The organism is Sphingobacteriales bacterium, assembly GCA_016719635.1.
In the GTDB taxonomy this organism is placed as follows: Bacteria; Bacteroidota; Bacteroidia; order Chitinophagales; family JADIYW01; genus JADJSS01.
Genome location: JADJYT010000001.1, coordinates 761,140 through 773,869, shown reverse-complemented (window position 1 = coordinate 773,869; position 12,730 = coordinate 761,140). Strand labels below are relative to the sequence as shown.

General features: G+C 43.2%; 11 protein-coding genes. 2 read left to right on the top strand and 9 right to left on the bottom strand.

Going from position 1 to position 12,730, the window contains the following annotated elements:
- Positions 1-48 precede the first annotated feature (48 nt).
- Complete coding sequence (lipB, locus tag IPM95_03505; protein ID MBK9328383.1) at positions 49-741, top strand: lipoyl(octanoyl) transferase LipB; 693 nt, start codon at positions 49-51, stop codon at positions 739-741.
- A gap of 56 nt (positions 742-797) precedes the next feature.
- Complete coding sequence (locus IPM95_03500) at positions 798-1,829, top strand: RluA family pseudouridine synthase (GenBank protein ID MBK9328382.1); 1,032 nt, start codon at positions 798-800, stop codon at positions 1,827-1,829.
- 14 nt (positions 1,830-1,843) lie between these two features.
- Here the strand turns inward: IPM95_03500 and IPM95_03495 are convergent, their stop codons facing one another.
- From IPM95_03495 to IPM95_03455, 9 genes are all read right to left on the bottom strand, one after another.
- Positions 1,844-2,875: a hypothetical protein gene (locus IPM95_03495; protein MBK9328381.1), complete on the bottom strand. Its 1,032-nt coding sequence runs from the start codon at positions 2,873-2,875 to the stop codon at positions 1,844-1,846.
- 52 nt (positions 2,876-2,927) lie between these two features.
- Entirely contained in the window at positions 2,928-4,631 is a 1,704-nt protein-coding gene (locus tag IPM95_03490) for an AarF/ABC1/UbiB kinase family protein (GenBank protein ID MBK9328380.1), read from the bottom strand.
- Positions 4,632-4,778: 147 nt separating this feature from the next.
- Entirely contained in the window at positions 4,779-6,437 is a 1,659-nt protein-coding gene (locus tag IPM95_03485) for a PorP/SprF family type IX secretion system membrane protein (protein ID MBK9328379.1), read from the bottom strand.
- 116 nt (positions 6,438-6,553) lie between these two features.
- A complete protein-coding gene (locus tag IPM95_03480; protein ID MBK9328378.1) occupies positions 6,554-8,725 on the bottom strand; it encodes a gliding motility-associated C-terminal domain-containing protein in 2,172 nt (723 codons plus the stop codon).
- Positions 8,695-9,363 (bottom strand): hypothetical protein, encoded by a 669-nt coding sequence (locus IPM95_03475; GenBank protein MBK9328377.1) that lies wholly within the window; start codon positions 9,361-9,363, stop codon positions 8,695-8,697. The genes IPM95_03480 and IPM95_03475 overlap by 31 nt, the downstream gene beginning before the upstream one ends.
- Before the next feature lie 90 nt (positions 9,364-9,453).
- Complete coding sequence (locus tag IPM95_03470) at positions 9,454-9,765, bottom strand: hypothetical protein (GenBank protein ID MBK9328376.1); 312 nt, start codon at positions 9,763-9,765, stop codon at positions 9,454-9,456.
- Between the two features lie 169 nt (positions 9,766-9,934).
- The gene (locus IPM95_03465; protein ID MBK9328375.1) at positions 9,935-10,105 is read right to left on the bottom strand and encodes a hypothetical protein; all 171 of its coding nucleotides are present in this window, start codon (positions 10,103-10,105) and stop codon (positions 9,935-9,937) included.
- A gap of 178 nt (positions 10,106-10,283) precedes the next feature.
- Entirely contained in the window at positions 10,284-12,293 is a 2,010-nt protein-coding gene (locus IPM95_03460; GenBank protein ID MBK9328374.1) for a hypothetical protein, read from the bottom strand.
- A gap of 10 nt (positions 12,294-12,303) precedes the next feature.
- Positions 12,304-12,729 carry a hypothetical protein gene (locus tag IPM95_03455; protein ID MBK9328373.1) on the bottom strand — a complete coding sequence of 142 codons (426 nt, stop codon included), beginning with the start codon at positions 12,727-12,729 and terminating at the stop codon, positions 12,304-12,306.
- Between the last annotated feature and the right edge of the window lies 1 nt (position 12,730).

Sequence of the window (12,730 nt, the reverse complement as noted above, 5' to 3'; positions counted from 1 at the left end):
CCACTGCTTCTTTTGCTGTCGTCCATTGGCCATTGACTGTCGACTATCATGCAAAAATTACAAATTATTGATGTAGGTTTGATGAAGTACGCGGATGCTTTGGCGATTCAAACGCATAAATTCGAAGAACTGATCGATAACAAACTAAGGGGGCAGTCCAATTCGGACGCTCATTCTTTGTACTTGTGTGAACATCATCCGGTCATCACCTTAGGCAAGGCAGCCAACGAACAAAATGTTTTATTATCCGAAGATTTTCTGAATGAGAAAGGTGTAGATGTGTTCCATATCAGCAGAGGGGGGGATGTCACCTTTCACGGGCCGGGACAAATCACGGGATATCCTATTTTAGACCTGGAATATTTTTCGTCCGATATCAAACTATACATGCGCATGCTGGAAGAAGTGATGATACAAACCATCGCAGAATATGGTATTGCGGGCTATAGGATACCCGATGCTACGGGCGTTTGGGTGGATTCAAAATCAGATGATCAGACTAAAAAGATTGCGGCGTTTGGCGTTAAAACCTCCCGATGGGTGACCATGCATGGTTTTGCCTTAAATGTGGATATGGATTTGAGCTACTTCAAGTATATCCATCCTTGCGGATTTACGGATAAAGGGGTTACCTCGATTCAACATGAACGGAAAGACGGCAGAAATGAGATAAACCTTAATGAAGTTAAGCGGGTTTTAATCGCTAAATTTGCCGAAGTGTTTAATGTTGAATGTTTTTAAGGGCAATAACTACATTTTTCTTATCTGCAGAGCATTAAGAAGCGTCAATGAATCCGATGGAAAGCATAGAGATTACAGAAGAAAGCGAAGATGAACTCTTTGAACATTACCGGTTTGTCATAGATAAAGGTCAGGAGCCCGTACGGATTGATAAATACCTGTCGGACAAGATACAGGCGGTTTCGCGCAATAAAATACAGAATGCGGTAGAGGCGGGAAGTATCTTGGTGAATAATAAACCGGTTAAATCCAATTATAAAATCAAGGCGAATGACCTGATTCAGGTGATATTGCCGAATCCCGTCTGGGATTATACGGTAGAGCCTGAAAATATTCCGCTGGATATCGTATACGAAGACGAGGACGTGCTGCTGGTCAACAAGAAAGCCGGTATGGTTTGCCATCCCGGCCACGGAAATTTTCACGGCACCCTGGTGCATGCCTTATTATGGCATTGTAAAGACCTTCCACAGATTTCCGGTGATACACGCCCGGGTTTAGTGCATCGTCTGGATAAGAATACATCCGGATTAATCATCATAGGCAAAACCGAACATGCTCTCAATCATTTATCCAAACAGTTTTTTGACAGAACCATCAAACGCCACTATATCGCGATGGTTTGGGGTGACATAGAAGATAAGACAGGAAGGATAGAGTGCAATATTGCCCGTAATCCGCGCAACCGGAAAGTGTTTATGGCTGTGGAAGATGGCAGTGCCGGAAAATTTGCAGCTACCAATTATGAAGTGATAAAGCGGTATGGTTATGTGACCTTGGTGAAATGCAAACTGGAAACCGGGCGCACCCATCAGATTCGTGTACATCTGAAATATATCGGACATACACTTTTCGGTGATTACAGTTACGGCGGGGATCAGATTCTGGCAGGAACGATTTATGGGAAATACAAGACGTTCATAGAAAACTGTTTTAAGCTTATGCCTTACCATGCGCTGCATGCGCAGAGCCTCGGTTTTATTCATCCCCGTACCGGCCAGGAAATGTATTTTGAACAACCCCTGCCCGATAACTTCCAGTCCGTGATTGAAAAGTGGGATAATTATACGAAAGGATTTAAATTGTAAGATGCACAGACACCTTATTCGTTATTCAGTTTACTGATCTTAATGCACGTATTGGTTACGAAACGTTCCGAATAATCCAGATAGATGATATTAGGTATCCTGCCTTTGCGGATTTGCCCAACGGAAATAAGGGAATCCATTACCGGTGCAATCTGCACATTGGCACTGTCAGCCGTTTGATGTATATAAGGAGCATTTGGATTCAGGAAGCAATTGATTGCCTGCAGGTCATTCTGTGTGATTTGCCAGCTAAACTGAAACAGATGTTCTCCGTCATTCGAGAAGCTTCTGTATTGAGCCAATTGGTCGCGTTTCAGGTCTGCTGAATAGTGGCTGTTGGTCCAGCTGCCCTCGCGGGGAAGAATGGAACCTGCAAACAGGCCGTTGGCTCTATTGACGGCATTATCAGATACGCCTTCATAAATGAATAACACCTTACCGGATGTTCCACTGCCTATTATATCATTTAAGGGTCGTTTGATGAAGGGAGATGTAGAGACAGCAGTCTCTTTGTAAATCTTATCATCCAAGGTTCGGTTGGCTAGATTCAGCAGTGCGGTATCCGAAACAGAGGTGCCACAATAGTGGCTCATTTCCAGGATGACCAGTTCTGCATGGGTGTTCAGGAATTCATTGATATGCGAGTAGATGGTAGATAATAAAGCACCTTTGCAGCCCAAGCCATTACAGGATGTGGCATGTTCCGTATAGAATTTTTTATTGTATAAAGTGGGTCGAACATCAAAAATACGCATGCCCTGTGTCAGTTGCTGGGAAAAGTTTAATAATTGTGTTTCGGTATTGCAGGCATTTGCCCCGAAGGTACATTCATTCAGTTCGTACAGGCCGGCATCATGGGCACCGGGCATCATGATATCTTTTAACGCAATCGTCTTATCCGGATAAAGGGTGATTAAATCATGCATCCAGCTTTCCGATTTTATCTCTGCTGTAGCAGACGGAGGAGTAGTGTCTTCGGAGGATGGTTTATTACATGACAGCATCAGTATGCAACCGGCTATTAGTAAGAGATGTATATTTTTCATCCGATGGTATTAGAGATTGCAACCTGGAAATAATAAGTTGATAAAAAGCAGATCAGGATTTTAAGGCCAGTATGAATCCTAATACCAGCAACGGCGTGAACACCATCCAATCCAGTCCGGCGGCGGCCAGGATAGAGCCACCGATAACACAGCATCCGCCGAAAATGGTATTTTGCACTCCTTGTGTAAGGGGTTTCTTTTTTTCTACCAGTCCGTTTTCAAACCGTTTGAATGCTTCGGAGAGCACTAATGGGGAACGGGAGATGATATCCATGAACTCCGGTGCATTCTGCAGTTGCGCCTTGAATAGGTCAACCGGATTTACTTCACCCAGCAACATCTTCCGGATGTGTTTCTTGCTGACTTTCTGAATGTCAAATCCGGGCATAATGACATTGCCGACTCCCTCATAGGTGATGATGGCCTTTACCATTAATACCAACTCTAACGGATAGTACAGTCGGTATTTAGAGCCTAATGCCACGGACTCCAGTATGAGTCGTGCCAGAGAAAACTCTTTGAAATTCGGGGACTTCAGCCACTTGTTACCAACGGTGGTAAAGGCCCTGCGGAATCCTTCTATATCGCTGCCCTTTCCCGGACGTGCAAGTAAAGTCAGGTATCGTGCAGCACCAAGTGGGTCTCCGGTAACCAAACTGTTGAAATAATACAACATCGTTTTCCGGGTGTTTTCCTCAAACCTGCCCACCATGCCTAAATCAATAAACCCCACTTGTGGTCCGTTCGGGCCATCCATGATCATTAAATTGCCGGGATGTAAATCGGCGTGGAAGAACCCGTCGTGATACAGCATCTGAATGATGGCATAGGCGCCGTAGTCCACGATTTTTGCTCTGTCTTCTTCGGAATAACGTTCATAGGCGCGTACATCGGGTTTGATTCCTCGGATAAACTGCATACAAATCAAATCGCTGGTGGAGTATTCTCTGTATATAACTGGAAAATGAATTTCAGGGTGTTTTATAAAATTGGAGCTGAACTCTTCTGCATTATCCGCTTCTAACCTGAAGTCTACTTCACGATTGGTATAATCGCAGAACTCCGTAAACATATTCTTTGGCTGCAGCTGCGGAATGAACAGTTCTAGGAAACTTCCCATCACCTTTATGATCTTGCTGTCTGTCTGTATAAGCTCGCGGGTTCCGGGTTTGATGAGTTTTAAGACCACTTCTTCGCCGGTTCGGAGTGTTGCCCGGTGTGTTTGAGCGATAGAGGCGGAGCCTAACGGATTCTGTTTGACCTCAGAGAAAACACGATGAATAGGTTGTCCTATTTGTTCTTCTACCAGTTCCACAAACCGGTCGTAGCTGATAGCCGGCAGGGTGTCCAATAGTTTTTTTAACTCATCCGTGATATCTTTCGGAAGCATATCTTCCCTGAGACTCATGATTTGTCCAAGCTTGATATAGGTGGCACCTAACATTTCCAGGCGTCTTCTGAGCTGAACAGAAAATGGTTGTCGGATTAATTTTTTCTTGAGGATGGGCCAATGGAGCCATAATAAGATGCGAAAGAAAATGTCAATAAACAGGTTGAATTTCGCTTTGCTTGCTTTCCGGTGCCGAAGATAGGCATAACCGCCTCCCAGTATTAATCCGGAGAAATGGCGTTGTGTTATCAAGAACCGAATAAAAAGGGAGCTGGGTTTGTGTTCAATATATTTCTCAAATACTCGATTTGCATCTTCGTCCTGCGGATGAAGATCTACCGTTTCTTCAACTTCTGCTGTTTCCATAGCTTAATTCAAAAATATCTCGTAAGATACTATATGGAAATTAATTCTAAAAATATTTTAAGGAAAATATGCTTTTTCATGTTTAGATTCAATAAAAATGGCTAATCTTCAGATTAGCCATTTTTATTGTTTAAGATATAAGACGGGTTATTCAACTCCCACGTGCATGATTTCCACGCGTCTTTCCAATGATGCGGCTTTGCCGTAAATGGAGTTCTTCTTGTCACTGAGTTTATCGCTGATGCCGGCAGGTGATGCCAATTTGCCGTAAGGCAATAATTCGAATTTCAGTTTGCCGGAATCAATGTACGATTTCAATGCACCGTTATTTCGTGAAATCAGGTAATTTTTCACGCTTTCAATCCTGCGTTTAGATAAATTGAAGTTGTATTCGCCATCTGCCAGTGGAGATGTATAACCTCTCAGGTTCAGCGTTATCTTATGATCGTCTTTCAGGTATTTTTCCAACAGGTCAAACACCTTTTCGAGTTGTGCGTAAGATACCTGAACTTTGCCGAATAATTCCTCCGCTTCTTCTTCAGATGTTTGTTTGGCAAAGACATCTTTCTTGCTCATGTAAGTTTCGAACAGGTCTTTGTAATTTTCGCCGGTAGCTGTTTCTTTCGCTTTTCCAAGAGGGACATCATTGTCAAAGAATACTGCTGCAGGCAAATTCTCATTGATTTCTTTTGCAATCTTGTCGCATGGATTTTCAATGATTTCAGCAGGTTTCTCCACTTTCACTTCGACTGTGTCATGGACAATCAGCGTATCGGTAACAATCTGAACCTGTGTTATACGGACAGTATCGCATTTTTTGCGTTTGCTTTTTACTTCACCAAATTCATAGTTCAGGGCGATTTCAAATGCACCCTGAGAACGGCTTGCTTTGCGCAGGCCGGATACATTGAAGTCATATGCGGCACCTATCCTCAATGTTTTATATAAAAATGAAAGGTAGGCGATGGCGGCATCGTTATCTATAGCGCGATAACCCGCACCAAACCCTAACCCAAAATCTTTTTTATCGCCAAAACGGACTTCAGCGATTGCATTTATCAGTAACTGATTGAATTTTCGCTGGTTCTGGAAGAAAATACCCGGTTGTACGTTCCAGTTATCTTTTATGGCCACTTTCGCTTTTGCATAAGCGGTATGTCTGGACGGAAGTCTGGAGGTGGTGTAATACAAAAAGTTTTGTGCCGGCCTGTGTAAATTGGAAGTGGATGCGCCAATATCTAACGTTGATTTTTCTTTTATCTTGGTACGGAAATTTAAACCCAAGGTGAAATTCGGATAGGAAACGCTGTTATTTGAAAATGTTTCGCCGCTTGGTAACGTTGGTTCAAAGGTTGCGCCGTTATACTGGTTGTCAAACTGCAATCCTAACATGTCCAGCGTCTTGATACTGATACCTGCCGTTACCCCCAGTGTAATCAATTGTTTTTCTTTATTGAAATATTTTCCAAAGTTCATGGTAATAGTAGGATTGAAGATACTCAGGTTACCATCGCCCGCTCTGTCGTACAGAAAGCTTAATCCACCGCCAATCAACCATCCCTTATCCCATTTTTTTATCAAACGGTCATAAGAAGCAAATGTTGTGGAGTAAGGAATTGGAAGCGTTCTCCACTGATCTCTGTATAGCCCTGCCAGTCGGTTGGCTTTTCCATATTCAGTTATACCCGCAAAAGCAGGGTTCAGGTATAACGGATTGTATTGTATCTGACTGAAATGCGGGTCCTGAGCCAAAGTAAGCTTAACTGCTGATATCACCAAAAGACTTAAAATTAAATACCTTTTCATTTGTATATTTTTAATTTTTAAAAGGAGCAAATGCAATACCCATGTGCTCACTTTTACAGGTTTGTTGGCAGGATATTTCATAAGTGCTAATATAAGTTTAATTTTTTAAATAGTTTTTATCTCAATAAAGTAATATTTCCGTTGATGTTTATTTTACCTCCCTGTGAGCATTCACCAATAAAGAAATAACCATACGTACCGGGTTCAACCGGTTCTCCTTTATAATTACCATCCCAGGATTTGGTCAGGTCATCTGTTTCGAATACCTTATTACCCCATTTGTTATATATGCCCAGTCTCATCGATTTCAATATCAGTGAACGGGGAATAAACACATCATTTATGCCATCACCATTTGGTGTGAATGCATTTGGAATGAAAACATTCTCTTTTGAACAGCTCAATTCATTTAATTCGACAAATACGGAGTCTTTACTGCTGCAATTGGTGTTTCGGTTTGTAGCGGTAACAATAAACAGGGTTGATACGGTCAGGGTGGCCGTTGGGTTTTGAACGGAAGGATTGCTTACAACATCGGCAGGCAACCAGGAGAAGATTGGCTGTTCGGTAGTGGTGACATTTAATTGTACCTGTTCTCCGGTATTGACAATTGTCTTGTCGGCAACGGCATCAATTACCGGCAATGGATGGACCGTAAGGTTCAGGAATATGGTCGAATCACAGCCCGATGAATTTTGTAAGACAACAGTATACGATCCGGTTTCGTTAAATGTCTCACCACCAACACTAAAGGATTCTCCTGCACAAATATTTTTGTCTATGTCAACTGAACTTTTCGGATTGACAGTGAGTTTAAGGTTGATGGTGGAGTCGCATCCTGTAGCAGCTTGTAAGACAACTTTATAATCTCCGCCTTCCGTAAAAACCTGAGTTCCGATGGTAACAGAATCCCCCTCGCAGATAGTGCCTGAGATTGTTTCTTCAAAGGTTGGATTTACGGTTAAGTCAAGTGAAACGATCGAATCACAACCCAGTGAGTTTTCCAGGATAACGGTATAGTTGCCTGTTGAAGTGAAAATGCTGTCGCCGATAGCGATGGCATCACCATTGCAGACAACAAAATTTAAGTTAGTTCTCGAAACAGGATTTACTGTCAGATCTAAATTTATAATAGAGTCGCAGTCGATAGAAGATGTCAGAGTAACGGAGTACGTTCCGGAAACAGAGAATGTCTGATTACCTATCACAACGACTTCACCCTGACAAATGACCTTCTCAATATCCGTTGTAGTAACCGGTTTTATTCTTAGATCCAGAATGATGGTACTGTCACATCCATTTGAGTTTTGGAGCCGGATGGTATAGATACCGGCATCCGTGAATGTTTGTCCGTCTATTGTAATGGATTGTCCGTCACAAATAGTTGTTACAAATGTTTTTACACTTGTATCGAGGACACTCAGATTCAGCTGAACGATGGAGTCGCAGCCTAAGCTGGATTGGAATTTAATATCATATTGACCTGTTTCGGTAAATATCGTGCTGTTGATGATAAATGAGTCGCCTTCGCATATTACCCTGTTCAGTACGGTATCTTTAGCCGGATTAACCGTTAAGTTTAAAGTTACCGTGGAGTCACAGCCCTGTGATGACTGCAAAACAACAGGGAACGTTCCGGATGTATAAAATGCCTGTGTCCCTATTACGATACTATCTCCTTCACAAATGGTTTCAGATATTCTGGAGTTTTTAGTTGGAAACACGATTATTGTTAACGTAGATGAATTCGCACACTGACCTGCTGTTGGTGTGAAGGTATAAGTGGTGGTAGCCGTATTATTTAAAGACGGAGACCATGTTCCATTAATTCCGTTGGTAGAAGTGGTAGGTAATGGATTTAGTATTCCACCCTCACAAATCGGTGCCACCGGATTAAATGTCGGTATTATTGTGTTTTGGTTTACTGTAATGGTCAAGGTGGTTGAATTCGCACACTGACCTGCAGTTGGTGTGAATGTATAGGTTGTGGTAGCCGTATTGTTTAACGCAGGAGACCATGTACCATTGATGCCATTGGTGGAAGAGGTTGGTAAAGGATTTAATGTTCCGCCCGGACAAATCGGGGCAACCTGGTTAAACGTTGGTGTTACCTTCTGATTCACCGTAATGGTTAAGGTGGTTGAATTCGCACACTGACCTGCAGTTGGTGTGAATGTATAGGTTGTGGTAGCCGTATTATTTAAAGACGGAGACCATGTTCCATTAATTCCGTTGGTAGAAGTGGTAGGTAATGGATTTAGTATTCCACCCTCACAAATCGGTGCCACCGGATTAAATGTCGGATTATGTTTGGTTTACTGTAATGGTCAAGGTGGTTGAATTCGCACACTGTCCGGCAGTCGGTGTGAATGTATAGGTTGTGGTGGATGTATTGTTTAACGCCGGTGACCAGGTACCGCTGATTCCATTGGTGGAAGAGGTTGGTAAAGGATTTAATTTTCCCCGGACAAATCGGGGCAACCTGGTTAAACGTTGGTGTTACCTTCTGATTCACCGTAATGGTCAAGGTGGTTGAATTCGCACACTGACCTGCAGTTGGTGTGAAGGTATAAGTGGTGGTAGCCGTATTATTTAAAGACGGAGACCATGTTCCATTAATTCCGTTGGTAGAAGTGGTAGGTAATGGATTTAGTATTCCACCCTCACAAATCGGTGCCACCTGGTTAAATGTCGGTATTATTGTGTTTTGGTTTACTGTAATGGTCAAGGTGGTTGAATTCGCACACTGACCTGCGGTTGGTGTGAATGTATAGGTTGTGGTGGCTGTATTGTTTAACGCCGGAGACCATGTACCGTTGATGCCATTGGTGGAAGAGGTTGGTAAAGGATTTAATGTTCCGCCCGGACAAATCGGGGCAACCTGGTTAAACGTTGGTGTTACCTTCTGATTCACCGTAATGGTCAAGGTGGTTGAATTCGCACACTGACCTGCAGTTGGTGTGAAGGTATAAGTGGTGGTGGAGCCGTATTATTTAAAGCCGGGGACCATGTTCCGTTAATTCCGTTGGTAGAAGTGGTAGGTAATGGATTTAGTATTCCCACCCTCACAAATCGGTGCCACCGGATTAAATGTCGGTATTATTGTGTTTTGGTTTACTGTAATGGTCAAGGTGGTTGAATTCGCACACTGACCTGCAGTTGGTGTGAATGTATAGGTTGTGGTAGCCGTATTGTTTAACGCCGGTGACCAGGTACCGCTGATGCCATTGGTGGAAGAGGTTGGTAAAGGATTTAATGTTCCGCCCGGACAAATCGGGGCAACCTGGTTAAACGTTGGTGTTACCTTCTGATTCACCGTAATGGTCAAGGTGGTTGAATTCGCACACTGACCTGCAGTTGGTGTGAAGGTATAAGTGGTGGTAGCCGTATTATTTAAAGCCGGAGACCATGTTCCGTTGATTCCATTGGTGGAAGAGGTAGGTAATGGATTTAGTATTCCCCGTTACAAATCGGAGCAACCTGGTTAAATGTTGGTGTTACTGTTTTTGATTTACTGTAATGGTCAAGGTGGTTGAATTCGCACACTGACCTGCAGTTGGTGTGAATGTATAGGTTGTGGTAGATGTATTGTTTAACGCAGGAGACCATGTACCATTGATGCCATTGGTGGAAGAGGTTGGTAAAGGATTTAAATTCCCCCCGGACAAATCGGGGCAACCTGGTTAAACGTTGGTGTTACCTTTTTGATTCACCGTAATGGTTAAGGTGGTTGAATTCGCACACTGACCTGCAGTTGGTGTGAATGTATAGGTTGTGGTAGACGTATTATTTAAAGCCGGAGACCAGTTCCGTTGATTCCGTTGGTGGAAGAGGTAGGTAATGGATTTAGTATTCCCCCTTACAAATCGGGGCAACCGGGTTAAATGTCGGTATTGTGTTTTGATTTACCGTAATGGTCAAGGTGGTTGAATTCGCACACTGACCTGCGGTTGGTGTGAATGTATAGGTTGTGGTGGCCGTATTGTTTAACGCCGGTGACCAGGTACCGCTGATGCCATTGGTGGAAGAGGTTGGCAATGGATTTAATGTATCCCCGTTACAAATCGGGGCAACCTGGTTAAACGTTGGTGTTACCTTTTGATTCACCGTAATGGTTAAAGTTGCTGAATTCGCACACTGACCTGCAGTTGGTGTGAATGTATAGGTTGTGGTGGATGTATTGTTTAACGCCGGTGACCAGGTACCGCTGATTCCATTGGTGGAAGAGGTTGGCAATGGATTTAAATTATCCCCGTTACAAATCGGAGCAACCTGGTTAAACGTTGGTGTTACCTTTTGATTCACCGTAATGGTTAAAGTTGCTGAATTCGCACACTGACCTGCAGTTGGTGTGAATGTATAGGTTGTGGTGGATGTATTGTTTAACGCAGGAGACCATGTACCATTGATGCCATTGGTGGAAGAGGTAGGTAAAGGATTTAAATTATCCCCGTTACAAATCGGAGCAACCTGGTTAAACGTTGGCGTTACCTTCTGATTCACCGTAATGGTCAAGGTGGTTGAATTCGCACACTGACTTGCAGTTGGTGTAAATGTATAGGTTGTGGTGGATGTATTGTTTAACGCCGGTGACCAGGTACCGCTGATTCCATTGGTGGAAGAGGTTGGTAATGGATTTAAATTATCCCCGTTACAAATCGGGGCAACCTGGTTAAACGTTGGCGTTGCTTTTTGATTGACAGTAATCGTGTAATTCTCCGTCTGTATGCCGCAACCGTTAGGTAAAGTTATCTGACAGGAATAAGTGGTAGTTGTACCCGGCTGTACGGTTACAATTGAATCCGTTGTGGACCCAATTATAGAGCCGGCAGGAGTCCAGATGAAGGTAGTACCCGCAGGTGCCCCGTTGACTTTGATGGTAGCAGTTTGTCCCTGGCAGATGGTGGCATTAGTCGGATTGGAGGTTAATGTGATGACCTGAACGCCTGTATTGGCGGATACCGTATAATCACATATGTTACCGGCAAATCCGTCAATCATCAGGTAATATTTCTGTCCGACAGTCAGACCGGTACCAGTAACGGAAAAGCTGCCTGAGCCTGTACCCTGGCTGACGCAATTGGATTTAGACGTAAAGCTGGAACAGTTCGTTGTACTGAATATCTGTGCCTGAATACCCGATGTGGTATATGCACAGTTAAAAGAGTTGATATTTAAGGTAGCGGTAGTGGCAGAAGCAATAAAAGATATCCAGGAATTATTTTCAATAGAACCGCAAAATGGGCCTGCAGGAGATCCGGTAGTTCCGATTGTTCCGTTATCCTGTGTATACCATCCGCTGGTGTTTCCACAATATCCGTTTAAGTCACAAATTTGAGGGGCGGCACCGCAAAGGTCATTGGCGGGTGTATTTGTTCCGCAGGCTTCGGGAGCACAACCAATGATTGATTCGAATCCGCACCATCTGGTAGATCCGTCGGTTACAAATCTAAAAGTAAGACAGGTTCCGGACGAAGTGTAAGACCTTGGTGAGTGCGGATTATATATATCGCCGGATCCGGTGATAGTGCCAATTAATGGCGAAGCTGCAGTTGGGCCATCGTATACATAAACGAAGTCAAAATTGGTTTCCAGATCCCACCACATAAAACTAACACGAATGGGCCTGCCGGGTGTGCCGGAGCACAATGTAACCGTTTGATTCACATTATTTGAATAATTTCCTGAACCTAAATTGTAGTAGCAACTGGTCCCGTCTGTTGGAGTTTGCCGTAAAATACCTTTGCAGGTTGTAATGGTTTGCCCGCTGTTGCCGCTCATCGAATAAATTTGAGCATGGGAAACAAATTGGCAGCAGATGATAAAGGATATGAGCAGTATAATTTTATTTTTCATGGTTCAATTTTTACAGTTTGGAAAGTTGAGTCATCTTTTGCTCTAAAGCTGTTCTGGAAACCAATTCTATTTTTACTTTACAGTCGGTTCCGAATTCCACCACCTTTGATGTTGAAATATCTCTGTATACTTCCAGCTTGGAAATATCAATATCTATTTCCGATAGTGAACTGCAGGATGACGGGTTCAAAACCCTGAAGGATTCAGTATACAGATACTGGATCTGTGCACGTTTGGAGGCAGTCATCTCTCTAAGTTCTGCTTCCGTGTAATATTTCAGCACCCTAAAATCAAACGACCGGTTTTCGATGCTGACTTGTTTGCCTTTTAAGGAAGCTTTTATACTTTCCCGCTGGTTGGGTGCATTTACGCCGTCTTGTGAAAAGGCTGCGTGGACTGCACAAATAAAAAATACGTTTAAAATAAAACACTTCATG

Bases quoted from the DNA above. Each gene is read 5' to 3' on its own strand.
- lipB (MBK9328383.1), top strand. From the start codon at position 49: ATGCAAAAATTACAAATTATTGATGTAGGTTTGATGAAGTACGCGGAT.
- IPM95_03500 (MBK9328382.1), top strand. From the start codon at position 798: ATGGAAAGCATAGAGATTACAGAAGAAAGCGAAGATGAACTCTTTGAA.
- IPM95_03495 (MBK9328381.1), bottom strand. From the start codon at position 2,875: ATGAAAAATATACATCTCTTACTAATAGCCGGTTGCATACTGATGCTG.
- IPM95_03490 (MBK9328380.1), bottom strand. From the start codon at position 4,631: ATGGAAACAGCAGAAGTTGAAGAAACGGTAGATCTTCATCCGCAGGAC.
- IPM95_03485 (MBK9328379.1), bottom strand. From the start codon at position 6,437: ATGAAAAGGTATTTAATTTTAAGTCTTTTGGTGATATCAGCAGTTAAG.
- IPM95_03460 (MBK9328374.1), bottom strand. From the start codon at position 12,293: ATGAAAAATAAAATTATACTGCTCATATCCTTTATCATCTGCTGCCAA.
- IPM95_03455 (MBK9328373.1), bottom strand. From the start codon at position 12,729: ATGAAGTGTTTTATTTTAAACGTATTTTTTATTTGTGCAGTCCACGCA.